The sequence below is a fragment of the Paenibacillus agri genome, assembly GCF_013359945.1.
GTDB classification, from domain to species: domain Bacteria; phylum Bacillota; class Bacilli; order Paenibacillales; family Paenibacillaceae; genus Paenibacillus_AQ; species Paenibacillus_AQ agri.
Genome location: NZ_JABWCS010000208.1, coordinates 20,020 through 46,515, shown reverse-complemented (window position 1 = coordinate 46,515; position 26,496 = coordinate 20,020). Strand labels below are relative to the sequence as shown.

The 26,496-nt window shown below is 49.0% G+C and carries 21 protein-coding genes and 1 pseudogene; 16 read left to right on the top strand and 6 right to left on the bottom strand.

The genetic code is table 11. The features are described 5' to 3' along the window. Window positions 1–75: 75 nt before the first annotated feature. The gene (locus tag HPT30_RS13415; RefSeq protein ID WP_175371880.1) at window positions 76–939 is read right to left on the bottom strand and encodes a LysR family transcriptional regulator; all 864 of its coding nucleotides are present in this window, start codon (window positions 937–939) and stop codon (window positions 76–78) included. Window positions 940–1,080: 141 nt separating this feature from the next. Here HPT30_RS13415 and HPT30_RS13410 point away from each other — a divergent pair, with 141 nt between their 5' ends. Continuing rightward, entirely contained in the window at window positions 1,081–2,814 is a 1,734-nt protein-coding gene (locus HPT30_RS13410) for an ABC transporter ATP-binding protein (RefSeq protein ID WP_175371879.1), read from the top strand. Beyond that, window positions 2,811–4,550, top strand: coding sequence for an ABC transporter ATP-binding protein (locus tag HPT30_RS13405; RefSeq protein ID WP_175371878.1), 1,740 nt, complete (start codon window positions 2,811–2,813; stop codon window positions 4,548–4,550). Before HPT30_RS13410 ends, HPT30_RS13405 begins: the two co-directional genes overlap by 4 nt. An 82-nt stretch (window positions 4,551–4,632) precedes the next feature. Here HPT30_RS13405 and HPT30_RS13400 read toward each other — a convergent pair whose 3' ends face one another. Further along, window positions 4,633–6,258 carry a response regulator transcription factor gene (locus tag HPT30_RS13400; protein ID WP_175371877.1) on the bottom strand — a complete coding sequence of 542 codons (1,626 nt, stop codon included), beginning with the start codon at window positions 6,256–6,258 and terminating at the stop codon, window positions 4,633–4,635. 24 nt (window positions 6,259–6,282) lie between these two features. Further along, complete coding sequence (locus tag HPT30_RS13395) at window positions 6,283–8,010, bottom strand: sensor histidine kinase (RefSeq protein ID WP_246317068.1); 1,728 nt, start codon at window positions 8,008–8,010, stop codon at window positions 6,283–6,285. Window positions 8,011–8,355: 345 nt separating this feature from the next. Here HPT30_RS13395 and HPT30_RS13390 point away from each other — a divergent pair, with 345 nt between their 5' ends. Genes HPT30_RS13390 through HPT30_RS13380 form a run of 3 tightly spaced genes read left to right on the top strand, consistent with a single transcriptional unit; the run spans window position 8,356 to window position 11,854 of the window. After that, window positions 8,356–9,279, top strand: coding sequence for an ABC transporter permease (locus tag HPT30_RS13390; RefSeq protein WP_175371876.1), 924 nt, complete (start codon window positions 8,356–8,358; stop codon window positions 9,277–9,279). Between the two features lie 16 nt (window positions 9,280–9,295). Continuing rightward, window positions 9,296–10,213, top strand: a complete 918-nt coding sequence (locus HPT30_RS13385) for a carbohydrate ABC transporter permease (protein ID WP_175371875.1) — start codon at window positions 9,296–9,298, stop codon at window positions 10,211–10,213. A 39-nt stretch (window positions 10,214–10,252) separates the two neighbouring features. Next, window positions 10,253–11,854: an extracellular solute-binding protein gene (locus HPT30_RS13380; protein ID WP_175371874.1), complete on the top strand. Its 1,602-nt coding sequence runs from the start codon at window positions 10,253–10,255 to the stop codon at window positions 11,852–11,854. A gap of 97 nt (window positions 11,855–11,951) precedes the next feature. Here HPT30_RS13380 and kduD read toward each other — a convergent pair whose 3' ends face one another. Genes kduD through kduI form a run of 3 tightly spaced genes read right to left on the bottom strand, consistent with a single transcriptional unit; the run spans window position 11,952 to window position 14,389 of the window. Then, a complete protein-coding gene (gene kduD, locus HPT30_RS13375; protein ID WP_175371873.1) occupies window positions 11,952–12,707 on the bottom strand; it encodes a 2-dehydro-3-deoxy-D-gluconate 5-dehydrogenase KduD in 756 nt (251 codons plus the stop codon). Window positions 12,708–12,756: 49 nt separating this feature from the next. Continuing rightward, window positions 12,757–13,521, bottom strand: coding sequence for a DeoR/GlpR family DNA-binding transcription regulator (locus tag HPT30_RS13370; RefSeq protein ID WP_175371872.1), 765 nt, complete (start codon window positions 13,519–13,521; stop codon window positions 12,757–12,759). 34 nt (window positions 13,522–13,555) lie between these two features. Beyond that, the gene (gene kduI, locus HPT30_RS13365; RefSeq protein ID WP_175371871.1) at window positions 13,556–14,389 is read right to left on the bottom strand and encodes a 5-dehydro-4-deoxy-D-glucuronate isomerase; all 834 of its coding nucleotides are present in this window, start codon (window positions 14,387–14,389) and stop codon (window positions 13,556–13,558) included. 318 nt (window positions 14,390–14,707) lie between these two features. Between kduI and HPT30_RS13360 the strand changes: the two genes are divergently transcribed. From HPT30_RS13360 to HPT30_RS13310, 11 genes and pseudogenes are all read left to right on the top strand, one after another. Continuing rightward, the gene (locus HPT30_RS13360) at window positions 14,708–15,358 is read left to right on the top strand and encodes a hypothetical protein (protein WP_175371870.1); all 651 of its coding nucleotides are present in this window, start codon (window positions 14,708–14,710) and stop codon (window positions 15,356–15,358) included. A gap of 67 nt (window positions 15,359–15,425) precedes the next feature. Beyond that, the gene (locus tag HPT30_RS13355; protein WP_175371869.1) at window positions 15,426–15,620 is read left to right on the top strand and encodes a hypothetical protein; all 195 of its coding nucleotides are present in this window, start codon (window positions 15,426–15,428) and stop codon (window positions 15,618–15,620) included. Between the two features lie 215 nt (window positions 15,621–15,835). Then, window positions 15,836–17,260: an aspartate ammonia-lyase gene (aspA, locus tag HPT30_RS13350; protein WP_175371868.1), complete on the top strand. Its 1,425-nt coding sequence runs from the start codon at window positions 15,836–15,838 to the stop codon at window positions 17,258–17,260. A gap of 132 nt (window positions 17,261–17,392) precedes the next feature. Beyond that, window positions 17,393–18,769: a class II fumarate hydratase gene (fumC, locus tag HPT30_RS13345; protein WP_175371867.1), complete on the top strand. Its 1,377-nt coding sequence runs from the start codon at window positions 17,393–17,395 to the stop codon at window positions 18,767–18,769. A 277-nt stretch (window positions 18,770–19,046) separates the two neighbouring features. Continuing rightward, window positions 19,047–19,967 carry a DUF7638 domain-containing protein gene (locus tag HPT30_RS13340; protein ID WP_175371866.1) on the top strand — a complete coding sequence of 307 codons (921 nt, stop codon included), beginning with the start codon at window positions 19,047–19,049 and terminating at the stop codon, window positions 19,965–19,967. A gap of 191 nt (window positions 19,968–20,158) precedes the next feature. Continuing rightward, window positions 20,159–21,424, top strand: coding sequence for a class I SAM-dependent methyltransferase (locus HPT30_RS13335; RefSeq protein ID WP_175371865.1), 1,266 nt, complete (start codon window positions 20,159–20,161; stop codon window positions 21,422–21,424). A 3-nt stretch (window positions 21,425–21,427) separates the two neighbouring features. Next, complete coding sequence (locus HPT30_RS13330) at window positions 21,428–24,013, top strand: metallophosphoesterase (RefSeq protein WP_175371864.1); 2,586 nt, start codon at window positions 21,428–21,430, stop codon at window positions 24,011–24,013. Window positions 24,014–24,221: 208 nt separating this feature from the next. Next, a pseudogene (locus HPT30_RS13325) lies at window positions 24,222–24,491 on the top strand (DUF2087 domain-containing protein); the annotation flags it as partial. A gap of 309 nt (window positions 24,492–24,800) precedes the next feature. Then, the gene (locus HPT30_RS13320; protein WP_246317066.1) at window positions 24,801–25,565 is read left to right on the top strand and encodes a bifunctional transcriptional activator/DNA repair enzyme AdaA; all 765 of its coding nucleotides are present in this window, start codon (window positions 24,801–24,803) and stop codon (window positions 25,563–25,565) included. Further along, entirely contained in the window at window positions 25,558–26,106 is a 549-nt protein-coding gene (locus tag HPT30_RS13315; RefSeq protein ID WP_175371862.1) for a methylated-DNA--[protein]-cysteine S-methyltransferase, read from the top strand. Before HPT30_RS13320 ends, HPT30_RS13315 begins: the two co-directional genes overlap by 8 nt. A gap of 120 nt (window positions 26,107–26,226) precedes the next feature. Beyond that, entirely contained in the window at window positions 26,227–26,478 is a 252-nt protein-coding gene (locus HPT30_RS13310) for a YolD-like family protein (protein WP_175371861.1), read from the top strand. The last annotated feature ends 18 nt before the right edge of the window (window positions 26,479–26,496 follow it).

The window sequence follows — 26,496 nt, the reverse complement described above, 5'->3', positions numbered from 1 at the left end:
CTCTATAAAGAGTAAATAACCCGTCTCTGGTGCATACCAGGACGGGTTATTTGCGTTCTCTATAAAGCTTACGTCTTAGCCAAAGCATTCAATAAATTTGGCTGCCAGCGAGGAGAGATATTTGTCCTTCATCCAGATGGCAGCAACGCGGGTGCGCAGCGTCTCGCTGCGAATCTCCTTGTACAACAAATTACTGTTATTCACGAGTCCAAAGGCAGATTTGGGAATAATACCGACACCCAGCCCGGCGTTGGCCCAGAGCAGTGTGGTACGGGCATCATCATTCATGCAGAAGAAGGAGGGTTCAAAGCCCTGATCGATACAGGCTTCGCGGATTAGCTGTTCGAACCGCCGATAAATGATCAGCGGTTTGTTTTGCAGCTCACCAACCTCCATGAATGCTTCACCCTCGCTCCAATCGTAGTCGGGGGTCATCACGGCGATCATAGGCTCTGCACTGCTGTATTTGCATTCAAGATTCGTAGTGTTAAAAGGAGTGCGGACAATGCCGACCTCTACGATTCCTTTATTGAGAAGGTCTATTACCATAAAAGTATTGCCTTCATGAATTTCAAATTTGATACCAGCATACATTTTGTGGAATTCGCGCAGTCTATCCTGAAGCAGCGTCGCGCCGGAGGAGGAGACGGTCCCGACAGTAATCGTTCCTTTCATACCTTTGGCGAAGTCATTAATCTCCCGGGTAGTGGAGTCGGCCAGCTCCAGAATCTGCTGCGCCCGGTTTCGTAGAATGATGCCTGCATCGGTGAGCTGTACGCTACGGGGGCCACGCTCGAAGAGCTTGACGCCGAGCTCATCTTCAAGAAGCTTGAGCTGCTGGCTCAGAGGTGGCTGGGCCATCTGCAGCTTGCGTGCAGCGGAAGTGATTTGACCTTCCTCGGCGATAGCCAAAAAGTATTTGAGCTGCCTGATGTCCATGGGAAACCTCCAGTTGAGATATGTATATCGTATCGCACTGATACGAATCAAATATTATTAATATGAAAAAAGATATGACATAATCATAACTGGTCTTATAGAAAAATCAAATACTACTTCTTAGGTTAGGTGTGGATTCCTGTGTTCAAAATTGCTGTGTATTTAAAACCGTATCGAAAAGAAGCCATCATCGGCCCCATCTTCAAGCTGCTGGAGGCGATCCTGGAGCTGCTGCTGCCAACCTTTGTTGCCCTGATTATCAATAATGGAATCGGGCATCAGGACAGCGGATATGTGTACCGGATGGGCGGGCTGATGCTCCTGATGTCGCTCCTCGGCTTCGGCTGCTCGATGATCTGCCAGTATTATGCTGCCCGGGCCTCACAGGGTTTTGGTACCACGCTTCGCAACAAGATGTTTCGTCACATCTCGTCATTGTCTTATGCCGAACTGGATACCTTTGGGACGCCTTCGTTGATCAACCGGATCACGAATGACGTGAATCAGCTGCAACTGGCCGTTGCCATGCTGATCCGCCTGGTGATCCGGGCACCGTTTATCTGTATCGGAGCGATTATCATGTCCATGATTCTCGACTTCCGGTTGTCCCTGATTCTGCTGGCAGCCACGCCCGTATTCGGGATTATTCTATACTTGATTATCAGTCGGACATCTCCATTATATCGCCTGTATCAGAAGAAGCTGGATGCATTGGCACTGGTACTGAGCGAGAATCTGTCCGGTCTGCGTGTTATTCGCGCTTTTGCCAAGAGCCGCCAGGAGCGCGCTCGTTTTGCAGAGTCCTCCGATGATTTGACAGCTACGGCGATTCGGGTTGGACGCATCTCTGCCTGGCTGGGACCGCTCACCACATTAGTGGTGAACGCAGCGATTATAGCTATCCTTTGGGCCGGTGGCTTTCACATCGATAGCGGCCGTCTCTCGCAAGGGGAGATCATTGCTTTTATCAACTATGTTACGCAGATCCTACTGGCACTGATTGTGGTCTCCAATCTGGTAATCATTTTCACCAAGGCATCTTCTTCAGCGAGCCGAATCAATGAAGTGCTGGCGGTAACTTCCTCGGTACAAGACACCGGTCTTAGCGAGCCTGCCGGTCACCGGGAGGTACCCAAGATTGCCTTTGACCAAGTGTCCTTCGGATACAGCAGTACCGGTGAGCTGGCACTGGATAATATCTCTGCGGTTATAAATAGGGGGGAGACGATTGGACTGATCGGCAGTACCGGTTCCGGGAAGTCTACCTTTGTGAATCTGATTCCCCGTTTCTATGATGCAGTGGAGGGAAGCATCACTGTGGATGGCCTGGATGTTAGAGAGTATCCGCTCTCCCGGCTGCGGGAGAAGATTGCGATTGTTCCGCAGAAAGCACTGCTATTCACGGGCACTATCGCGGATAATATCCGCTGGGGTAATGAAGGGGCAACAGAAGAGGAGATCCTGCGGGCAGCCGAAGTAGCCCAAGCAGCTGAATTTATTCACAAGCTGCCGGAAGGACTGAATACCAAGGTGTCCAGAGGAGGAATGAATCTGTCCGGCGGACAGAAACAGCGTCTGACTATCGCACGCGCTGTCATCCGTAAGCCACAGGTTCTGATACTGGATGACTCATCTAGCGCGCTTGATTTTGCCACAGATGCAGCACTGCGCAAGGCGCTAAAAGAATACAGCCGGGAAATGACCGTGCTTGTGGTGTCCCAACGGGTAAGCACGGTACGGCAATCGGATAAAATTATCGTATTTGAGGAGGGGCGGATTGCCGGCATCGGAAGTCATGAAGAACTGATGGACAGCTGTGCAGAGTATAAAGAAATCTGCCTGTCCCAGTTATCGAGTGAGGAGTCTGGACAATGAAAAGAAATAATACGTGGAAGAGACTCATCGTCTATACATCCCAGTACCGAAGCCTGATGATTCTCGCGGTCATCTGTGCCATTCTAAGCGTGGTGGCCAGTTTAATTGGGCCGCTCCTGATCGGTAAGGCAATTGACTTTATGATCGGTCCGGGAAAAGTTGATTTTTCGGCCGTTCTGCGCCTGCTGCTCATTCTCGGTGCTATCTATCTTGTCGGCAGTCTCTTTGGATGGTTGCTTACGGCGCTGATGAACCGGATCGCTTACCGGACTATCAATGATATGCGGCGTGAGCTGTTTGACAAGCTGAACGTCTTGCCGCTGAAATTTCATGATAATCATCCGCAAGGTGATAGCATCAGCCGTTTTGTCAACGACATGGATGCTGTCTCGGACGGGTTGCAGCAAGGCTTTTCTACCCTTCTGACCGGTGTGGTTACGATTGCGGGAGCGATAGGGCTGATGCTCTACATCAGTCCGCTCATGACTCTGGTGGTGCTCTTGTCCGCTCCGGCTTCGTATTTTGCAGCGCGTTTTATTACGACCCGTTCGCAGCAGATGTTCCGGGATCAGGCTAAAATTCTTGGTGGGCTGAACGGTTATGTGGAAGAGCTGGTTGGCGGGCAGAAGGTTGTTCAAGCTTATCAGTATGAAGAGCGTGCTTTTGCAGCGTTTGCTGAGCAGAATGAAGCGCTGTACCAGACAGGTGTAAAATCGCAGTTCTATGGTTCACTATCGAATCCAACGACCCGACTGGTAAACAATCTGACATTCTCGGTCATTGCGATGATCGGCAGTGTCATGGTCATTATGAACCACCTGACAGTAGGGGATCTCTCCAGTTTCTTGATCTATTCGAACCTGTTCGCTAAGCCGTTCAACGAAATCACTGGAGTGATTACACAATTGCAAGCAGCGACGGCCTCAGCGCAGCGTATCTTCGCGATAATGGATTTAGCACCGGAAAAACCGGATGCCGAAGGGGCTGTGGAGCTTCATACCAGCCAGGGAACGATCACGTTCGATCAAGTGCGTTTTGCTTATGATCCGGAGCGGCCACTCATTACCGGGTTCAGCCTGGAAGTGAAGCCGGGAACCCGGGTGGCGATTGTAGGGCAGACGGGAGCGGGGAAGACGACGCTGGTCAACCTGCTGATGCGCTTCTATGATGTCGATAGCGGGACCATCGCGATTGACGGAGTAGACATTAACACCATCACCCGGGACAGTCTGCGCCGCAATTTCGGGATGGTGCTGCAGGAGACTTGGTTGTTCGGTGGCACCATCCGCGAGAATATCGCGTATGGCAAGCCAGAGGCCAGTTATGAAGAGGTGGTTGCTGCGGCCAAGGCTGCCAATGCACATGGCTTCATCAAGCGTCTGCCGGAAGGGTATGATACCCGGATCAGTGGCTCCGGGGACAATCTGTCACAGGGTCAGAAGCAGCTGCTGACGATTGCCCGGGTCATGCTGGTGGATCCGCCAATGCTGATTCTGGATGAGGCGACCAGCAGTATTGACACCCTGACAGAGGTACGGATTCAGAAAGCGTTCCTGAAAATGATTGCCGGGCGTACCAGCTTTGTGATCGCCCACCGCTTGTCAACGATCCGTGAGTCTGATCTCATCCTCTACATGAAGGACGGCGATATCGTGGAGAGCGGAACTCATGATGAGCTGCTGGTGAGCGGAGGCTATTACGCCCGCTTGTACAACAGTCAATTTGCCGCTGTGTAGTGTCGTGATTGTCTAATGTTAAAAAGCGTCCACTCCCTAATGAAATGCCGGGAGCGGACGCTTTTATGTTCTCTTAGGAGTCTCAGCTCCATTCGGGAACGGATTTCAGCTCTTTCAGTTCTTTTAGATTTTTACGGTATTCGTTGGGGCTGCAGCCGTTGTCCAGCTTAAACAGCTTGGAGAAATGTGAATAGTTCGAATATCCGACCTTGCTGGCGATGGTGTAAACCGACTGCCTGGTGGTTTCCAGCAGATGCTTAGCAGCCGCCAGTCGGGTCTGGATGATATAGTTGCCGAGTGAGATCCCTGTCTCCTTCTTGAAGAGCCGGGCCAGATAATCCGGGTTGAGATAGACAATCTCTGCGAGGCTGTTCCGTGTCAGATCATTACCGCAATGTGTTTTAATGTAATGAGTGATTTCTTCTACGACTGACTTAGGCTGCTCGGCAAAATTGCGGTATTCCGCTGCTGTGTTGACTAGATAACCGATATATTGCTGCATATCCTCAATTGAATTCAGGGAATGGATGAACAGTTGGTCCCCGGCTCTGCCCATGTAGAGCTTATGTGCTTCGATCTCCTTGCTCTTGAGATGAGCGTATACGAGCTGTACAATGTCTAACCGCAGCAAGCTGAGCACCGAGGTGTTGACGATTTGGCCCTGAATCAGCTCGTGCAGATAGCTTAAGGTCAGCTCCAGAAACGCAGTGTAATTATTCTCATTCAGCAGCTGCTCCAGCAGGATTAGATCGGGCGGGTTATAAATTGCTTCGGATTTGCGGTAGTGCTCCAACAGAAAGGTCTGGTTACGGTGCTTGATCATTTCCTCATTCATTACCAGCAATTCTTGAATCTCCTTGCGGATCGCCCCGAGCGTCAGGGATTTGCCAATGTTGCAGCAGGCGTCGCATTTCAGGAATTTGTTGGCCTGGGCAATGAAGACGGAGCAGTGGCCTTCGAGCATTCCAGGATCAGGACTAATGTTCCATTTTAGAATAATCATCCAGTTATAATCCTTGATCTCTGTAATTGCTTCCACTTGAAAGAGGGGATGCTGGTACAATTCATGCATCACATTTAGCAGCGCATAGTCGAACAGGTTCTTGTCTTCTTTGCCCAGACTTCGGTCATAGGGAAACAGATTAACCAGTACGGGCAGGAATAGATCACAGGGCTGATAAGGAAGGTTCTGCTCAGCTAGATAAGGGGCTAGATTGGCAGGGTCCGTCGGGAAAGATTTACCAGTGATCAGCCTGCGCCAGCTGTGCTCAATCATCTTGCTTCTGTTTTTCTGCCACAGCACGCCTTCACGGATCGCTTTTTCGTTATTTTGCTGCTCCTTAGCCTTGGCAACAGCCTTATGGATAATCAGGGTCAGCTTGTCGAACTCAATCGGCTTCAGGAAATAATCGAAGCTTTGCAGTTCTATCGCTTTCTGCGCATAATTGAAGTCAGCATAATTGGTCAGGAATATCGTCTGGATGCTGTATTGCTCGGAACGAATCCAGGCAAGCAGCTCCAGCCCACTTCCCTGAGGCATTTCGATATCACAGATCAGAATATGCACCGGATGCTGAAGCAGAATTTCACGTGCTTGTGCTACATTGTAAGCGGTATAAATATGATCAATAGACAAAGCGGACCAATCAATCCTTTTCTCCAGTGCGGTAATTACAAAATAATCATCATCCACAAGCAAAGCATTCATCGGCAAACTCCCTCCTCGTCAGCTTCATGTCTGTGGTACTTTGGGAAGCAGGATGGTTACGCAAGCCCCGCCGCTCAGCATATTGGAGAAATGAACCTCCGCCTGCCGCCCGTACAGCAGCTCCAGTCTTTGCTGGGTATTCGTGATCCCGATCCGGTGTCCATCGGTTTGATCTAGTAGGTCTCCCCGCGACAGCTTCTCCAGGATTTCCGGCGGAAAGCCCGGCCCGGTATCGGTGATCCGGATACAAGCCTTGTCACCTGCTTCCACATTAAAAGGGGTAAACACCGACAGCCTGATTTGCAGCTCCTGATCTCTTGAGACTGCATACTTTACGGAATTCTCAATGAAGGTCTGGAGCACCAGGGGCGGAATCTGCAGTCCTTCCATACTCACAGGACGTTCGATATGATAAGAGAATGCATTCCGGTAACGAGACTTTTGAATATCCAGATAGATTCGCACGTGCTCGATTTCATCCTCCAGCCGGACGAAATTTTCTCCGCTCTGAAAAATGTACCTAAAATACTTAGATGTAGCCATCGACATTTCTTCAATTTCTTCATACATTTGAATTTGGGCCATGCTGTAAATGCTGGTCAGACAATTCAGGAAAAAATGGGGTTTGATTTGCATTTTCATGTAATCGAGCCGAATCTTCTGCTTCTCCAGCTCCTGTTCATACATCTCGATTTTGAATTTTTTTAGCTGCTCCACAAGCTGCTTGAATTGTCCATTAGCCTGCTCGAGCTCGATGATGGTGCTGCTCTCGAAATCAGCCGGTTCGCCCTCCGCATTGATGCGGCCCAAATTCTCCGAGAAGCTCTGGATGGGGCTTAGCACCTTGCGCATGAACAGTATCATTACAGCGCTTAGGGTGAAGATCAGCAGGAAAAACAGGACAAGAATCAGCAGCTGGGCAATCATGATTTTCTCAAAGGTGCCGAATTTAATGACCATTTTGACGCTTAATGAGGCGTTGGCAAAATCGCTGATCACCGTAGTCCGGGATTGGATCAGGTCAAGAAAGGATGGCTTAGACTCTTCCTGCAAGGGTGGTTCCTGACCTTTTTCATAGTCTGGTCCCGAAACGATCGTGCCATGTTTATAGACTAGGGAGGCATAGCCGTCGGCACCCAGGTTCATTTGCTGTAGAGGAGCAATCAGGTCATTCGCGGAGATGAGCCCCACCAGGTAGCGGTCATGATACGGTACAAAGCTAATAATGAAATACTTGCCATTGGCGAGAATAGGGGTCCACTTCGAATAGAACTTGTCGTAAACCCCTTTGTTCTCGGTCAAAGAGATAATTTGCCTTTTGACTTCCAGATAGTCGCTGTAGGAGAGGGTCATCGGCGCGCAGTTTAGAAAGAAGTTATGGTTCTCCAGATAGAAGAAAAAGTTATACCCCTGACCGTAGTTTCTTTGCAGCTCCGCAAAACGCATACGCAGCTTCTCGTTCGCCTCCCGGAAGTCAATGCTTTCCACGGGGGAATTACTCATAGTCTTGATGTTATCATCATTGGCTAAAGCCCAACCCATAAAGTGACTGATGTAGTTAAAGTCATAGTTAATGCGGTTGATATAGAGCTCAGCGGTGTCTTGCAGATACCGGGTGGACTGCTGTTTGACTATGGAGATGGAGGCAATGCTGATCGCGAGGTCCACAACTAATGCGATGAAGGAAATGACGAGCATAATTCGTACGTAATATTTGATGGAATACGGCTTGCTCGGTTTGTGTTTTGCCATAGGCCAGGGGCGCGGTCCTTTCTGGATCCATAGTAATGAATGCGTTTTATTTGGTAATAAACACATTATAAGACTTTCATTTTAAAAAAACATGGCTAAAAATACGCTTTTGACAGCAAAGTCCGGAAAGAACATGGAAAAGTCTGGATTTCAATATGCTTTTGTCATGCGGCAGGGGAGGGATAAATTTTGCAGGGAATATGGAGCTGGAAATGTCCGAATAGCGGTGCTATGAGGTCCGATATTGTTGCACTGGGACCGCTATACTGAAGATGTTCAATCGATTGAGCAGCGTGAGCGGAGGAAAGCTTAGGCCACATCTTTTGGGGAAGGGAATGGATTCATATGTCATCCGGTCAATTCAGTACAGGACGGACATGGGCACAAGTCAGGCGTAACTGGGGGCTCTATGTACTGCTTTTTCCCGCTGTAATACTGACCCTGCTGTTCGCCTACAAGCCGATGTACGGGGTTCTCATTGCATTTAAGGATTACAGTCCGGCTTCTGGAATAGGAGGCAGTCCTTGGGCGGGGCTCAAATACTTTGAGAAGTTCTTCAACTCCTATCAATTTTCTGCAACCCTGAAGAACACGCTGGTGATCAGCCTTTACAGCATGGTGACTTTCCCGATTCCAATCATGCTGGCATTGATGGTTAACCAGATGCGGCCGAACCGGTTCAGACGTTTTTTTCAAACGGTATCTTACATGCCACACTTTATCTCGACGGTCGTTATGGTGGGCTTGATGCTAATCTTGTTCTCTCCTAGCACGGGCTTGGTCGGCAATCTCTACAATCTGTTTGGTGCAGATCCTCCCGACCTGATGGGTTCGTCTGCATTGTTCAGCAGTGTGTATGTCTGGTCCGATGTGTGGCAGCATGTCGGCTGGGACAGCATTATTTTCATCGCTGCACTGTCTGCGGTGGACCCGAGCTTATATGAAGCTGCAACCGTGGACGGAGCCAGCCGCTGGCACAAAATCCGGTACATCGACATTCCCATGCTAATGCCAACGGCGGTGACGCTACTGATCCTGCGGGTCGGCGGACTACTGGGTGTCGGATTCGAAAAGGTGTACCTGATGCAGAACGATCTGAACTTACCATCCAGCGAGATTCTATCTACCTATGTTTATAAAATAGGGCTGCTAAGCAGCCAGTACAGCTTCTCGTCGGCAATCAATCTGTTCAATACGATCATCAACTTTATTCTGCTGATCATTGTGAACCAGATCTCCAAGAAAGTTAGTGAAAACAGTCTATGGTAGGAAGGGGGGTGCACAAATGAGCGAATTGGAGCCTGTAATCCAGCAGCGTCGGAGCATTAGGAACCGATCTTCCGACTGGGTGATGGAGTTTGGCGTTTACATTGTTGCGGTGTTGTTCCTTGTGATGCTGATCTACCCGCTGTATTTTATTGTAATCGCTTCATTTAGTGATCCATCCGCCGTAGCAAACGGGAGGGTGTGGTTCTTTCCCAGCGGCTTCACACTGGATGGGTATAAGGAGCTGCTAAAGCATGACAACATCTGGATCGGCTATAGAAATACTATCCTGTACACCGTAGTCGGCACGGCGATCGGGTTAGTTGTTAATGTCTCAGCGGCGTATGCGCTATCTCGCAGAGACCTTGTCGGACGCAAGTTTCTGTCTCTGTTCTTCATCTTTACGATGTTCTTCAACGGCGGACTGATTCCGACCTTTCTGACGATTCGGGATTTCCATCTGTATGACACGTTTCTCGTGATGGTTTTGCCCTTTTCCGTAGTCGTGTTCAATATCATCGTAGCCAGGACCTTCTTCCAATCCAGCATTCCCGGTGATTTGTGGGAGGCGGCTCAGATCGACGGTTGTGGCAACCTCCGGTACTTTACTCTGGTAGTACTGCCGCTGTCCAAAGCAATCATAGCCGTGCTGGCACTCTGGATTGCCGTAGGGTATTGGAATTCCTTTTTTAACGCGCTGATCTATCTGAAGAATCCGAATCTGTATCCGCTGCAGTTGATTCTGCGCAACATTCTCATCACCAACCAAATGCAGTCGGGAATAGGAACCGGTGAAGCTGCGCAGATTGCCCTGCGACTCGCCAGCATGATGCGCTATTCCGTCATTATTGTAGCTACGGTACCGATTATGTGCATTTATCCATTTGTGCAAAAGTACTTTAACCAGGGGGTGATGATCGGCGCCGTGAAAGAGTAGATAAGAACTTCTTATAACAATGAAACGGGGGATAATGTGATGAGCAAATCTACCAAAGCTTCAGTTAAAAAAATGGCGACGATGATGCTTGCGGCTACATTACTGTTTGGACTCACAGCATGCGGGGGAGCAAATGACAATACTGCGGCCAAGACACCGGGCAGCTTCAACAAGGAAGGCTTACCGATTGTGACAGAGCCGGTGACCCTGAAAGTTCTGACCATGCGCTGGGGCAATATGGGCGATACCTTCACTAACAACCAGTGGCTTAAGGATCTGGAGAAGAACTCGAATGTTAAAATCGAATGGCAAGTGGTCTCCTCCAATGATTGGGCTGAGCAGAAATCCATCATGCTGGCCAGTGGTACGCTGCCTGACATCATCATAGGTAACCAAACGTTCACCGATTCGGATATCGTGAATAACCTGAGTTATTTCCGCCCGCTGGATGATTATATCGCCCAGTATATGCCTAACCTTAAAGCGGCCATGGATGAGACACCAGAGCTTAGAAAGATCAGCACTTATCCTGATGGAAAAGTATACTCTTTGCCAACCAGGCTGCCGGCCCGGCCGCAGAGCAAGAACCAGCCTGTCATCAACAAGGCATGGCTTGACAAACTGGGACTGAAGGTCCCGGACACGATTGACGATCTCCACAACGTACTGAAAGCTTTCAAGGAGCAAGACCCTAACGGAAACGGCAAGAATGACGAGATTCCTTTTACGGAGAATGGACTGGGGGATTTTCTTACGCCTTTTGGCATCACAGATATCAATTTAAACAGTATGATGGTCAGAGACGGCAAGCCGCTCTTCATCCCGGTGTCCGAGGAATATAAAGAAGGCCTCAAATGGGCACATCAATTATACAGCGAGGGCTTAATCGACAAAGAGCTATACACGCAAGACAACAGCATGACATCAGCCAAACAGCAGAATGCGGATGCCGCTATCGTCGGCTTCACGTATCAATGGACGCCGGATGCCGTATTCGGCAAGTGGAAGGATCAATATATTGCAATTCCACCGCTTACCGGTCCAGACGGGAAGAAGTATCAGCCTGGAGATCCGAGTGGTCTGAGCTATAACCGCAACGAGATGCTGATTACGACGTCTTGCAAAAATCCGGAGATCGCCGCTCGTTGGGCCGACCAGTTCTATACGAATGAAGCCAGTATCCAGAATTTCTGGGGCGCAATCGGTACCGTGATCCAAAAGAATGACGATGGCACGTATACCCTGATGGACCCGCCAGCCGGTACCAGCGCGGATGCCTGGTATTGGGAGCAATCGCTGCGTGATTTTGGACCGAAATATGTAAGCCCTTCGTTCGAGAAGGACATCGTACTGAATCCAGAAACCGGGGATGGACTGAAGCAGGAACTCGACAAACTGGGCAACAAATTCGTGACGACGCCGTTCCCTAATGTAATGTACACAGCGGAGGAGTTCAAGGAATTGCCGACACTGACTACGGATATTGATGGCTACGTGGCCACCATGCGCGCCCAGTGGGTCACCAAAGGCGGAATCGACGATACCTGGGATGTGTACATCAAGAAGCTGAACGACATGGGCTTAGAGCAATTGATTAAAATCCGGACAGATGCTTACGAACGCTATATGAGTGTAAAATAAGTTTCCTGTAGGTGATTTGGGAAGCACAGAAATAAGGTTTTTTGAAAAGGGGAGGCCCTTGCCGCAGATGGCAGGGACCTCCCTTTAAATTGTGCAGCTATCTGGCCAACCAGCCGCCATCTACGGCCAAAAGATGGCCGTTCATATAGTCGGAAGCGGCCGAGGCCAGGAAGACAGCCGGACCTTTAATATCGTCCGGTGATCCCCAGCGACCTGCAGGGATACGCTCCAGAATTGATTCAGCCCGCTTCTCGTCGGCCCGAATTGGCGCGGTATTGTCTGTAGCCATGTAGCCCGGGGCGATGGCGTTGATGTTGATCCCATGAGGTGCCCATTCATTGGCCAAGGCCTTGGTCAATCCGGCGACGCCGTGCTTGCTGGCGGTATAGCCAGGAACGGTGATGCCACCTTGGTAGGAGAGCATGGAGCAGATGTTGATGATTTTGCCGGATTTGCGTTTCAGGAAGTGGCGTCCGGCAATTTGCGAGAGCAGAAAGACGGTATGCAAGTTAAGGTCGATGACATCGAACCAGTCCTGTTCGCTGTGCTGCTCCGCGGGTGCCCGGCGGATGATTCCGGCATTATTGACGAGAATATCGACATGCCCGGTAAGGGTCAGGGCTTCGTCAAAGACAGCCTGAAGCCCGCTGTGCTGACTGAGGTCTGCTTCGATGCCCAGCGTCTTGACACCAAGGGCTGCGGCAGCTTCCAGTGTATGGTCGCTAGGATTGAAGGAGACCGAGACGATATCCGCGCCTGCTTCGGCTAACCCAAGCGCGATGCCCTGTCCAAGTCCGCGGGCGCCTCCGGTAACGAGAGCCGTTTTGCCGGACAAGCTGAATAAGGAAGACATATGAATTACACTCCTTTTTAAGCCTCTGAAGGTAGTTAATATCTAGGTATTAATTCTGCGATCCGCACTCCAGGGTTACACCGGCGCTCCGGAACTGTTGTGCGGTCTCCGCTGGGAGGCCACTGTCAGTAAGGATGAGATCTACTTCCTCCAGCGAGGCGAACGTACGGAGTGCGGTGTGGCCGAATTTGTGATGGTCCGCCACCGCAATTACTTGCCGGGCCGTGGCAACCAAGGCTTGCTTGAATTCGATTAAATCTCCGGTATAGATAGACAGACCGTGTTCGAGATGTACGGCGGTTGCCGAGAGAAAGGCTTTTTGAATGTTCAGCTTCTGCACATAGGCGACAGCTTCGGGACCAGCCAACATGTTGCGGACACGGTACCCTCCGGGAACGACGAGACGGATGTGCTCCTTGGGAGCCAGTTCGCCGATGATATGCACATCATTGGTGATGACGGTCAGCGGCCTGTTGTCGAGCCGCCGGGCGATTTCGAGCGTTGTACTGCCCCCGTCCAGCGCGATAATATCATCCTCTTCAATGTGGGCCAGTGCACGCTGCGCGATCTCGCTTTTCTCCTCGGCGTATTTGTCCAGCGGCTCCCGGGACGGCAGAATGCCGAACTGGTCGCTCTGCGCCAGCACGGCACCGCCGTGCACACGGACAATCAGCCCCTGTTCCTCCAGTCGGGTCAGGTCTTCACGAATCGTTTTACCTGTGACCTGGAGCTTGTCACTCAGTTCATTGACCGTTACATCCTTTTGGTTCAGCAGAACCTCCATAATCATCTCATGCCGTCGAATCGGGTTCATCCTTGTGCCTCAGCTTTCCGTAAATGTAGTGATTCTATTGTAATTCTTTTATGGATACGGGGTCCATATCATCATATCTTTTATTATCACCGGCCATGCTCCAGATAAATGTATAATTGCTTGTGCCTACGCCGCTGTGGATCGACCAGCTTGGAGAGATGACCGCTTGCTCGTTGCTCATGACAATATGGCGGGTCTCGTCTGGCTCACCCATAAGGTGAAACACTGCTGCGTCTTCCGGGAGTCCAAAATAGAAGTAGGCCTCCATCCGGCGTGGATGAATATGGGCAGGCATCGTGTTCCACATATTGCCCGGTTTCAGTTCAGTCATGCCCATCACCAGTTGTGCGCTTTGCACACCATCAGCGTGGATGAAGCGGTAAATGGTGCGTTCGTTGGAGTTCTTGATATCTCCCAGAGCGCTGGAATCGGCCTCGGCCAGTGTGGTCTTAGCAGTAGGATAGGATAGATGCGCAGGAGCAGAGTTCAGATAGAACTTAGCCGGCTCTGCGCTATCATTGCTTTTGAAACTAACTTCCTTAGAGCCCTGACCTACGTACAGACATTCCTTCGTGCCCAGGTCGTAAGAGGTACCGTCAACAGTAACTGTCCCTGCGCCACCTACATTAATAACACCAAGCTCACGGCGTTCCAGGAAATACGTGACACCGAGTTCCTTTAGATCTGTTGTCAGTTGGACTTCTTGCGTCACCGGCTGCGCGCCGCCAATGATCATGCGGTCCTCATGGGTCAGCACGAGCTTCAGCTCATCGGGAACGAAGAGGACGGGAATATGAAATTCCTTGCGCAGGCGCTCAGTATCGAATTGTTTGACTTCTTGGGGATGGGATGCGTAGCGTCTTTCCATGGTGTGATCAGTCTCCTTTTTGAATCGGAATTGGTTTCTATATGTTCAAATTACTCCATTTGGGTTCATTTATCAAGTGTAAATACTTTTTAGGTTCATTTGTTTGGAGTTGGATGATGGATAGGAGAAGAACTATTGACAATCTGTCATAGCGCTGTTATTTTTAATGCATAATTAATAAAGATCATTTATAAAGTGTATTTATATATTAAGAGGGATAAATCTAATGGACACTCATTGCAAGATTATTAGGGTTCTTTTGAATGCAGTATGGTCAGTAGTTGTATATGTATGAAGATGAAGGAGGTCCTGGAATACATGCTGTCACAGAACTGCGGCGCAAGCGGAGAGGAGCAGTCGGGGTGGACGGAAGAGGATTGGGATTGTTGGGAAGAGCATGGATATTTTCTGCGGCGGCGGGCCGTTCCGAAATTTTATATTCTGCGTCTTCTTTCCCTGATGCCAGCTGAAGCAGACAGACAAGGGGCCTTATGGAATAAGGATTTATCCGTAATACGATCTCATCCATACATGTGGGATATTCTGCTGCGTTATAAGGTATATGAAGCTTTTTCCGGACTATGGGAGCAGCCTGGACTATGGTTGTATCTCGAAGGGCTGAGAATTAGGGGAAACGATGCCCAGGCAGCTTCAATGCAGAGTCCAAAGATAGAGGGCTGCATTTCTTTGTTAGCCCAGCAAGTGGAGTTTCATTATGCTGATCACTCTGGAAGAAGGCTTACAATAGCTGTTGAGGTGGGGGATTTACTGATATATGCCAGTGATAAACTGGTTTTGCTTAGTCAGACTTCGGATTTGCTGCCAGTGACTATGGTTCCAGCGCAAGATAGTGAGGATTGCAGGAGCGACCGGATTCTATTCTGGAATGAGATCCACCAGACAGGACAACACGGGAGGGTGATTCTGAACGAGCTTGGTGAACGATTGCTGGGACTGTCCGCTTGGTAATCTGAGATGAATAGAGTGTGTCTCTTGGGCTGGAAAGTCCAGATCTAAAATTATGGAGGTAACGACGATGTGGATACTAACAGGAATAGTGCTCTTGATCGTACTGTGTGGTTCGGTACTGGGGCTGGCGGCGATACCGATCAAGATGCATCAGCGGCAGCAGCCAGCTGCCGTTAAGGGCGGTAATGGAAATCACAAAGCTGATAAGTCTGCTGAGGAGCGCGATCCCTTTCATCCACTATTTGATGTGTATGGGGCTTAACTCACTGGTACTGAAAAATAAGCTTTTCTTTGTCTAAGAGGCACATTTTCCTCGCAGCATTACGGTTTTCGTAATCTTTATTGTATATAGGTGGAGACAATACTTAAAATAAAAGGTATTATCCTAGTAGGCAATAGGGAAATATAGGATGGACTTTCGTCTTGAACTATGGCCTAAACCTAAACTATAAAGAAAACAATGCGGAGGTATGAACGGTGTCAGAGACTGAATTTCGCGTGGAAAAAGACTTTCTGGGCAGTAAACAGGTAGAAAAGCACGCCTATTACGGTATTCAGACGCTACGTGCGGTCGAGAATTTTCCGATTACCGGCTATCGGGTGCATGGTGAATTAATCAAAGCGATGGGGATCGTGAAGAAAGCCGCAGCTCTGGCCAATATGGAAGTGGGCAGATTGTACAAAGGACTTGGAGAAGTGATTGTACAAGCCGCAGGGGAGATCATTGATGGTAGGTGGCATGACCAATTTATTGTGGACCCTATTCAGGGTGGTGCCGGTACTTCGCTGAACATGAATGCCAACGAGGTAATCGCTAACCGTGCACTGGAGCTGCTGGGCAAGGAGAAGGGCGATTATCTGCAGCTCAGCCCGAACTCCCATGTTAACATGGCTCAGTCGACGAATGACGCCTTCCCGACGGCGATACATATTGCCACACTGTCACTGCTGGAACAACTGCTGGCCACCATGCGGAGTATGCATGAGGTATTTCTGCAGAAAGCCCAGGAGTTCGATCCGGTGATCAAAATGGGCCGGACGCATCTTCAGGATGCCGTACCGATCCGTCTTGGCCAGGAATTCGAAGCCTATAGCAGAGTGCTGGAGCGCGATATCAAGCGTATCGAGCACTCCCGTCATCATTTATATGAAGTGAACATGGGGGCAACAGCGGTAGGCACCGGGCTGAATGCCGATCCTGGTTATATTGTGCAGGTGGTCCGTCATTTGGCGGAGATCAGCGGCTTCCCGCTGGTGACTGCAGACCATCTGGTGGATGCCACCCAGAATACAGATGCTTACACAGAAGTGTCGGCGACACTGAAAGTCTGCATGATGAACATGTCCAAAATCGCCAATGACCTGCGGCTGATGGCCTCTGGTCCGCGTTCCGGATTCAACGAAATCTCGCTTCCGGCTCGTCAGCCAGGCTCCTCGATCATGCCGGGTAAGGTCAATCCGGTTATGGCAGAGGTCATTAATCAGGTGGCCTTCCAGGTTATTGGAAACGATCACACGATTTGTCTTGCTTCACAAGCGGGCCAACTGGAGCTGAACGTAATGGAGCCAGTGCTGGTCTTCAACCTGATCCAGTCGATCAGCATTATGAACAATTCGTTCCGGGTCTTCACAGACTATTGCTTGGCCGGAATTGAAGCGAACAAAGAGAAGCTGGAACAGGAAGTGGAGCGCAGTGTCGGCATTATTACCGCTGTCAATCCGCACCTGGGTTATGAGGTCGTCTCCCGAATTGCGCGTGAGGCCATTCTGACCGGGGAATCTGTACGAGAGCTGTGTCTTAAGTACAATGTACTGACCGAGGAAGAGCTGAACATGATCCTTGATCCTTATGAAATGACCCATCCGGGAATTGCGGGAGCATCGCTGCTGCATAGAGAGTAGAATTTATCAAAAAGCGAAAGTACGGACAGCAGCGCAGAGGAACATCGAGGCGGCGAATGTTCCTCTTTCGCTTTTTGACGTTATGAAGAACCGCTAAAGGCCTGATTTCTATTCTAAAAATGAGGTGATGGCATGGATTATCGTATAGAAAAGGATACGCTTGGAGAAGTGCAGGTGCCAGCAGATAAATACTGGGGTGCTCAGACCCAGCGCAGCCTGCAGAATTTCAAAATCGGCAGCGAAAAAATGCCCCGCGCTCTGATCTATGGACTGGCGCTGATCAAGAAGGCGGCGGCACAGGCGAACGCGGAGCTAGGCGTGTTGGATAATGCCAAGATGCAAGCCATCGTACAGGCGGCGGACGAGATTTTGGCTGGTGACTTTGACGAACATTTCCCACTTGCAGTGTGGCAGACGGGCAGTGGTACTCAGACTAATATGAACGTTAATGAGGTCATTGCCCGCCGGGGGAATGAAATTCTAAAGTCCAGCGGCGCTTCGGCCGTGATCCATCCCAATGATGATGTGAACAAAAGTCAAAGTTCCAATGATACTTTTCCTACAGCAATGCACATTGCCGCATATCTTGCCGTAGAGCGGCAGGTGCTGCCTGCGATCCGGCAACTGGCGGCTACGTTAAGCGCAAAAGCAGAATCGTTCAAAGACCTTATCAAGATCGGGCGGACTCATCTGCAGGATGCAACCCCGATCACCCTTGGTCAAGAAATCAGCGCCTGGGCGGCTATGCTCGAGAAGTGCGAGCAGTTCATTGAAGTCAGCTCGAAGTCGTTGCTGGAGCTGGCGATCGGCGGAACCGCGGTGGGCACAGGCATCAATGCCCATCCGGAGTTTGGTGACAGGGCGGCGGCAGGGATTGCCGCAGAGCTGTCCGGTGAATTTACTTCCGCCGCCAACAAGTTCCATGCACTGACGAGCCACGATCAACTCGTGTATGTGCATGGCGCATTGAAGGCGTTGTCCGGCGATCTTATGAAGATCGCCAACGATGTCCGCTGGCTGGCGAGCGGCCCGCGCAGCGGCATCGGCGAGATCAGCATCCCGGAGAATGAGCCGGGCAGTTCTATTATGCCGGGCAAGGTCAACCCGACCCAGAGTGAAGCGATGACGATGGTGGTGTGTCAGGTATTCGGCAACGATGTGACCATTGGTATGGCGTCCAGTCAGGGGAATTTCCAGCTGAATGTGTTCAAGCCAGTCATCATTCACAGCTTCCTGCAATCGTGCCAGCTGCTCGCCGACACGATGATCTCGTTTGATGAGCATTGTGCGCGTGGGATCGAGCCCAATGTGAACACCATTGAACGGAACCTGCATCATTCTCTGATGCTTGTGACTGCACTCAATCCACATATCGGCTATGAGAATGCGGCTAAGATCGCCAAGCTTGCCCACAAAGAAGGGCTTACCCTTAAAGAAGCCGCCGTGCGCCTAAATCTGCTGACTGAAGAGCAATTTGACAGTATGGTCAAGCCGGAGGATATGATTTAATACAGCTTACTCTATCAGATCTGTTTAAGAAAATTAAATTTACTGCGATAAGTGAGGGTGCTTTTTCCCTCGCTTTTTTCTTAAACTTTGAATCCATTGTTCTACATAAGTCTGACTGAAGAGGAGATCGCAGCGATGGATTTCGTTAGAGCGCGAAATCCGTCTCAGCCGGATTGATCCCAATCATCTAACGGCCGATTTGCTTTGATGTGACGCTGAATATTCGGCATAATGTTCATAGGTGAAAAAAACATCAATAGGCAAGGAGACGAACATCATGCAGCGAATCAGCAGGCAAAAACGGATAGAAGGAACCAGGGTGCCCGGTATCATTAATAACAATCAGTATTTTTATATTAATGTGGATGTCTACGAGGACGGTATGGTCAACTGCTGGGAACTAGTAGATTTGACAGGGGCAAAGGAAAAGCTGGAAGCGGGTTGGCTTGTTACGAGAGTCCCGGAGGGCGAAAGTCTGTCGATCCATGGATTGGGTGCATACAAGATTGCGTCTGCTGAGTGGGCTTTTGATGAGACCTCTTACTTAAGATATCTGCAAGACACCGTCCGTACACTTAATCCTGAACTTGAGAATCTCTATACGATTTCAGTGCGTGACAAGCAGCAGCAGCATGGGCGCCGGGTGATCCATTCGCCCAATGCTAGCGAGTTCTACGTGCAAACCGAACAATTTTATCAGACAGCTGCAGGTGACGGCTTCACGATGTTTCTGAAGCATGAGGGCCAGAATTATATCGCCAATATTGTTGTCTATGAAGACGGTCTTGTATCCTGTTACACGCCGGCATTTGAATGGAAGATGACTTTGGACGAGGTCGGGGACTTGTTTCGGAATGGCACGTTGTTCACCAGCTTCACAGAGTCTACTACGGTTAGATTTGATAATTTGGGGATCATTACATTTGATGAAGTCTTGTATAGTGCTGAACCGGAGGAGAAGTATAAGGAGCTGGCCAATGCATATCAGAAGCTCAGCGGCGGCGAGACCTCTTTGGAGAAGTGCCGGCAGGCGTATTACAGCTACTTGGAGTATCCCACTGAGCATGCCAGGGCCAGACTGAAGGAATTGTATGAAGAAGTCCCGGAGCATGAACGGATGTATTTGGGCGATATGGACATTAAAGATTACGACTATGCCAGAATCATTTATAATCCGGAAGAGAAGAGAGAAGTGTAACGGTGTTGAGGTATGATCTTAAATCCAATCGCGGGTTTAAATAAAATATAATGCTATTCAACCGAAAGCATGTCCCACCTGGGCCATGCTTTTTTTACGTGCTCGTAATACTTTTACCCTGTTCAAGAATACGAATTTCAGTGAAAATTGACATCAAGAGAAGCGAATTTGCAAGTAAGGAGAAGATGGTAATGGCGATCCTCCAGTTGAGGTCCACAAACCCGCAGTTTTCATTTTTAATCAAAAAGAATCCCGGTTCCGGTATGATGCTTCGCCCTGTTCGTAAAGGCATAGCCTATGGATGGTATACCGATGCTCAGACGTATAATGTGTATTTTAAAGATGCGGATAATGAAATTTCTTACAAGCAGCATGAGCAGGAGAACTTCGAGTATTTGAATGTGTCGCGGTACAATACACCGTTGTTTCCACTGAATGCAATGAACGAATTTTTCTCAGCACCGCTAAAGGTACAGGATGAGCGAGATGTTGAGGGGTATGAGCAGACCTTGTTCATAGGCATGATTCATATTGAACTGGTGAGGTACATTCATTTTTTTGAAAAGCACTTGCCGGACTTCACGTTCGAAATGAGTCATCTGGCGTATAAAAGTTATTCCTTAACGGTGAAGACGAGCAAAAGCCTCTACCAGCTCCTGCATGTTGCGGGTGTACTGTGTTTGTTCCTCTCGGCCTTCGGCAATGAGTACATCGATATTTCAGAAAGTATCCTTGATAAATATATCAAGAGCGTGAACGTCATGGATGCGCCATTTTATATCCGCAGCCTGTTCGTTCGAAATTTTCTATCGTCGAAGGACCGGTTCCACAAATACAAGGGTGAGCTGGAAAAAACAGATCGTTATGATATCCAGTTTGCCTATGGAGGAACGGCACTACAGCGCAGAATACATATTGGCAATGTCTTAGCCTTCGATAAGTCGATTGTAGATATTGGCTGCGGAGAAGGGTTCTATGCTATTCCTTTTGCAGGAAAGCTGGAGGCTAGCTATTATGCGATTGATATTGACGAAGAGCGCCTAGAGACGGTAAGACGCAAAGCAACGGCCAAGACGATCGACAATATTGTTCTTGCAAGCTCCATCGATCAGTTCCTGGAAAGCTATAACGGGGAGCAGGTGGACGTGATTTTAACGGAAGTGATTGAACATATGAGTCTGGATGAGGCTGCTAAGTTAATCCGGCAAATCTGCACGTCTATTGATTTTGACCAACTCATTATTACGACCCCTAATGCGGACTTTAACCGCTATTATGAACTGAAAGATTTCCGCCATGAGGACCATAAGTGGGAACTTGGGGAAGAGGATTTTCAGAAATGGATGATTCATGTGATTCAAGATGCCGATGTGTATGCCGAGTTCATAGCCATAGGTGATTGTGTAAACGAAACCCGAACCACACAAGGCGTTATTCTTAAGCAAAAGGGGGCCTAATCGATGCTTATTCAGACAAAGGTTCATACGATCTTTATGTTAATCGGTTCTACAGAATGCGGTAAAACGACATTTGCCAAGGAAGTACTGATTCCCGGGCTGCAGTTTGAAGATCACAATCGTGCCGTGCGGGCCAATGTCCAGTACCTATCCTCTGACCAGATCCGTCAGGATATCCTCGGCTATGATTATGATAAGTACGATCAGGTTATGCTGGAGTCCAGTGAGCAAGCTTTTAAGCTGTTGTTCGAACGACTGAAATTGGTAACGTCCTTTCCTATCAATGCGGAGTTTGTGGTGGTCGATACCACAGGCCTGTCAGAGGACTTTCGAGCGAAGGTCAAGGGGATTGCCCAAGAGAACAACTACAATTTAGAAGCCATCGTTTTTGATTATCGACAACGTAGTGATTATTATGCGTCAGAACGTTCCAAGAAACTGATTACGAGCCATATTAACCGTTTGAAGACGGAAGTCCTTGGCTCCTTGGCCCGTGAAGGATATTCGAAGGTTCATCGAGTGCGGGCTAAGGATTTTTATGTACCGGAAGAAGGAAAAGCCAATTCAGAATACAGTATCGTCGTAGAGGATTTACAAGCGTATCTATCCAGTGTATTGCCGCAAGACCAGCAGTATATCATCGTTGGCGATGTTCACGAATGCGTGGACGACCTGCAGGGACTACTACTGGATTACGGATACAAGATGGAAGATGGTAAGTTGATTCCCGGAGAGAAACTGAAGCGAACCAAGGTGATTCTGGCCGGGGACTGGATTGATAAAGGAAAACGGACGAGGGAGATCATTCAATTTCTGTACGACAACCGGGAGCACCTGGTTCTTGTTCTGGGGAACCATGAGAACTTCGTAGATAAATATTTGCGTGGTGAAGTGAAAGGTGTGGATCAAGAACTGCTTCATTCGTACTTTGACTCTACCCAGACGCTTCTGCAAGATCCGGAATTGCTTGAGAAATTTCAGTGTCTGGTTGCCGTGTCGAAGCCGTTTTACCGATATGTAGGTGTTAATGGACCCTCTTATTATGTTACCCATGCGCCTTGTCGGAACAAGTATATAGGCAAGCTGGATACAAATTCGGTTCGCCATCAGCGGAATTTCCGGTTGGACCGGGAAGGGCTGGTGGAGGAGCAGCTTTCTTTTTTACGGGAGGAAGCGGTTAAAAATCACCCGTATCATATCTTCGGGCATATTGCGGCGAAGCAAGCTTTTCGAATCTATAATAAAATTCATATCGATACCGGCAGCGTCCATGGCAACCAGCTCACAGCGGTCACCATAGGGTACAAACCGTTTGTACGGTCACATCGGTCGAGCAGGGCGGTCATTCCGGAAGAACTGCCAATGCTGTTCCAGGAACCTAGAAAGGTCTCACTTCAGGATCTGGAGGAAGAAGAGGCACGCCGTCTCCGTTACGCTACTTGCCATAAAGTGAACTTTATCTCGGGTACGATGTCCCCGTCAGATAAAGATGAGGAGACACAAGAACTGGAATCGTTAAAGCAGGGCTTGGCGTATTTCCAGAAGCGTGGTGTTCAGCAGGTGATACTGCAGCCGAAATATATGGGCTCAAGATGCAACATTTATCTGCACAAGGAGCGGGAACAGTGTTTTGCTATTAGCCGTAACGGCTACAGGATTAAAGGAGCAGATTTATCGGAGATTTATACCGGGCTGTACGAGAAGTTTAGCAGCTTCATGGAGAAAGAGAAGATAGCGATGCTGATTCTGGATGGGGAGCTTCTGCCATGGAAGGCGCTCGGAGAAGGGCTGATCGAACGTCAGTTTAAGCCGATCGAGGCGGCGCTTGGAACAGAGTTGACCTTTTTGCAGGAAAATGGTTTTGAAGAGGCGTATCACGGGCTTGTTGCTGCTTATGAAGCAAGTGGCTTTGAGCAGGATCAGAATCGTACTGCCAAATCTGCTTTGAGTGAGAAATATGGGGCAAGTGTGTATCAGACCTACAAGTATATTCACGATATAAAGGCGAGTTATGTGCCGTTAGCCGATCATCAGAATGCATATGATGTCTACAAGCGGCAGCTGGAGTTATACGCTGGGGACGAAGTCATGGAATATAAGCCTTTTGCTATCCTGAAAATCGTCTACGAAGATGGACGTGAGCAGCAGCCGGATTGGAAAACATCCGAGATGTACAGCTTTCTGTCGGATGACGAAGCGATTGTATTAGATCTTGCAGAACCGGATAGCTGGGAAAGAGCAGAGCGATATTTCTCCAAGCTTACGCTTGAGAGTGGTATGGAGGGCATTGTGATCAAGCCAGAGACATGGGATGGAAGCACAGTGCCTTATATGAAGGTACGTAACCCGGAGTACTTGTCCATCATCTACGGCTATGACTATAAGTTCCCGCATAAGTACCGGAAGCTCTTGAAGCAGAAGAATATTGCCCGGAAGCTGCGTACTTCCTATAATGAGTATAAACTGGGAAGAGATCTGCTGGCGATCCCGTTTGATGAGATCAACTCTGAACATGAAGGATACAAAGAGATCGCTGCAAATTTGCTGTTTGAAGTGGCTAAGGAGCGGGGGATTGACCCGCGGTTGTAAGGATTGTAGAGCGTCCATCCGTATTAACGGATAGGGCGCTTTTTTTGCGATGGAATCATAAAAGAATATGAGATTGATCCCTTGAATGGAATCATTGACAACTAATAAACATTAAATTAATATCTAATTAGACAATTGACTAATTTTATGGATGTTCAAATACGATCTCAAGAAAGGTGCATATCAGATGAGCGATCAAGATCAAGCATTGAAAGCATCTGTTATCCGCAACTTCTCCACAGCCGATGGACGGTTGCAGAGCATTCCAGTACAGCGCAAAAAGAAGCTTATTATCTTGGAGTACCTGATTTCCAAGCTGGAGCCGGGACGTCCATATCCCGAGAAGGAATTGAATATGTTTATCAAAGGTTTTCATGAGGATTTTGCCACGATCCGCAGGGAATTTATTGTGCATGGATTCATGACCCGGGAGAATGAGGTATATAGGTTGGCCCCGCAGGAAAACTGGGCGACATAGGGTGGATTAGCCGCAGGCTACTAAGTAGCGCGAGGTTAATAGGGAACTTCATGAGTGTAGAAAAGAGGGGCGGGGTGCCTCTCTTTTTTCATATCATTGAATCCGTCTTCATCCAGCGCACCCACGTCGTGCTGAATCGTAAGGCTAACGCTATCAGTTCCAAGTTGATCCACAGCGGTGACCCCCGATTCCGGGAGAAGTTCCCCGATCGCTGCGACGAAAGCTTGAGTTTCACTATCTTGCTATTGTATTCCAAAATGCGTACAGGCAGGCCTGGATAGGGGTATACTATCCATAGAGGTGAGCGGAATGAAGAGTGGAATCGAACGCGAAATGGAAAGCAAAGACGAGAGTCGAACAGAGCACCGGACAGAGCATAACATGGAGAAACTGGCTGTGAGTCGAACGGAGCGCCAGAATGAGCGCAACACGGAGAGCCAAATCGAACTCCAGACCGAGGACAAAGTGGATGAGTTATTGACGGAAGAGAAATGGCAAGCCATTCTGTCTAATAACGCCGCGTGCGACGGTACTTTTTTCTATGCTGTGCGGACTACGGGTATCTTTTGTCGTCCATCCTGCAAATCGAAGGCCCCGAAGCGCGAGAATGTCGCTGTCTTCTCGGTAGCGGAGCAAGCGCTGGCAGCCGGGTTCCGCCCCTGCAAACGTTGCAAGCCCACCGGGGAGCGATTACCGGATGCAGAATGGGTTGAAATTATGACCCGATACATGGACAATCACCTAACTGAACCTGTAACGCTTGGACATTTGGCCGAGGTATGTCATGGCAGTCCCTATCATCTGCACCGGACGTTTAAGAAGATCACGGGTATCACCCCGGTGGATTATCTCCAGCAGCAGAGGGTGGCTAAGGCCAGACAATATCTGCTTCAATCGGAGCAAGGAGTGGCCAAGATTGGCCAAAGTGTTGGTCTACCCAATACCTCTTATTTTATTACCCTGTTCAAGAAAAAAACGGGCTACACGCCCTCTCAATTCCGCCAGATTTACCAGGCAACGACGCAAGCTGCGGAAGATAATATATCAGCCAAGGAGGCATCCATATATGAGTAAAGAGACTAGTCCAGTTATCTATTGGACGTTGCTGGATTATAAAGAATGGCATTTTTACATCGCTGCTACTGAGAAGGGGCTCTGTTATATCGGCTCGCAGGGGAAGCCATTTAGTGAAACGAGCACGTGGGCTGAACGCCGTTTTCCGGGCAGTCCGCTTATAGAAGATGAGGCTCGGCTACAGCTATATCTAGCTGAACTGAAAGAATACCTGGACGGAGAACGTCAGGATCTAATCTCTCCAGCCGATTTGATTGGCACCCCCTTTCAGCTTGAAGTATGGCGAGCGCTTCGTGAAATTCCATATGGCAGTACGTGGTCCTACTCGGATATTGCAGAGCATATCGGTCGTCCGTCCGCAGTGCGGGCAGTGGGGACCGCGATTGGAGCCAACCCGGTCTTAATTACTGTTCCGTGCCACCGGGTGATCGGCAAAAATGGAAGTCTAACCGGCTTCCGGGGCGGGCTGGAGATGAAGAAACGGTTGCTGGAACTGGAGCAGGGCATTGCTATTGCTGGAGAACAGCGCCTGCAATTTTAAGCAGGGAGTTTGGTGAAGGGGAATTCTTTTTATAAATGTCGGGTAGGGACATGTTATAATGAGAAGGAGCATTCATACTTCGTTTTATCTTAAATTGTAATGGCTTATTGGAGGTACAGTGTGGCAAAAGCAAAGGTAGCAAAACGGCCGACGAGAGACGAGTTCGTGCTCGAAGAACTTGGCAATCAGCTGGCAGAAGCCAAGATGGAAGAATCTGAAATTCTTTTGACCGTATGGGGGCAGGAAGAGCAGGTACGTGGTGTTATTGTTGACATGGACCCTCGAACCGGTAAAGTGCATCTCAGCTATCATGAGACTCTTATAAAAGTGCCTTTTATGGATATCATGCAAGTCAATTATCCCAGGGACTAATACTCATGACTCGAACCC

Excerpts from the sequence above, each read along its gene's own strand:
- HPT30_RS13415 (WP_175371880.1), bottom strand. The coding sequence starts at position 939 with ATGGACATCAGGCAGCTCAAATACTTTTTGGCTATCGCCGAGGAAGGT.
- HPT30_RS13405 (WP_175371878.1), top strand. The coding sequence starts at position 2,811 with ATGAAAAGAAATAATACGTGGAAGAGACTCATCGTCTATACATCCCAG.
- HPT30_RS13400 (WP_175371877.1), bottom strand. The coding sequence starts at position 6,258 with ATGAATGCTTTGCTTGTGGATGATGATTATTTTGTAATTACCGCACTG.
- HPT30_RS13395 (WP_246317068.1), bottom strand. The coding sequence starts at position 8,010 with ATGGCAAAACACAAACCGAGCAAGCCGTATTCCATCAAATATTACGTA.
- HPT30_RS13390 (WP_175371876.1), top strand. The coding sequence starts at position 8,356 with ATGTCATCCGGTCAATTCAGTACAGGACGGACATGGGCACAAGTCAGG.
- HPT30_RS13385 (WP_175371875.1), top strand. The coding sequence starts at position 9,296 with ATGAGCGAATTGGAGCCTGTAATCCAGCAGCGTCGGAGCATTAGGAAC.
- HPT30_RS13380 (WP_175371874.1), top strand. The coding sequence starts at position 10,253 with ATGAGCAAATCTACCAAAGCTTCAGTTAAAAAAATGGCGACGATGATG.
- kduD (WP_175371873.1), bottom strand. The coding sequence starts at position 12,707 with ATGTCTTCCTTATTCAGCTTGTCCGGCAAAACGGCTCTCGTTACCGGA.
- HPT30_RS13370 (WP_175371872.1), bottom strand. The coding sequence starts at position 13,521 with ATGAACCCGATTCGACGGCATGAGATGATTATGGAGGTTCTGCTGAAC.
- kduI (WP_175371871.1), bottom strand. The coding sequence starts at position 14,389 with ATGGAAAGACGCTACGCATCCCATCCCCAAGAAGTCAAACAATTCGAT.
- HPT30_RS13360 (WP_175371870.1), top strand. The coding sequence starts at position 14,708 with ATGCTGTCACAGAACTGCGGCGCAAGCGGAGAGGAGCAGTCGGGGTGG.
- HPT30_RS13355 (WP_175371869.1), top strand. The coding sequence starts at position 15,426 with ATGTGGATACTAACAGGAATAGTGCTCTTGATCGTACTGTGTGGTTCG.
- fumC (WP_175371867.1), top strand. The coding sequence starts at position 17,393 with ATGGATTATCGTATAGAAAAGGATACGCTTGGAGAAGTGCAGGTGCCA.
- HPT30_RS13340 (WP_175371866.1), top strand. The coding sequence starts at position 19,047 with ATGCAGCGAATCAGCAGGCAAAAACGGATAGAAGGAACCAGGGTGCCC.
- HPT30_RS13335 (WP_175371865.1), top strand. The coding sequence starts at position 20,159 with ATGGCGATCCTCCAGTTGAGGTCCACAAACCCGCAGTTTTCATTTTTA.
- HPT30_RS13330 (WP_175371864.1), top strand. The coding sequence starts at position 21,428 with ATGCTTATTCAGACAAAGGTTCATACGATCTTTATGTTAATCGGTTCT.
- HPT30_RS13320 (WP_246317066.1), top strand. The coding sequence starts at position 24,801 with ATGAAGAGTGGAATCGAACGCGAAATGGAAAGCAAAGACGAGAGTCGA.
- HPT30_RS13315 (WP_175371862.1), top strand. The coding sequence starts at position 25,558 with ATGAGTAAAGAGACTAGTCCAGTTATCTATTGGACGTTGCTGGATTAT.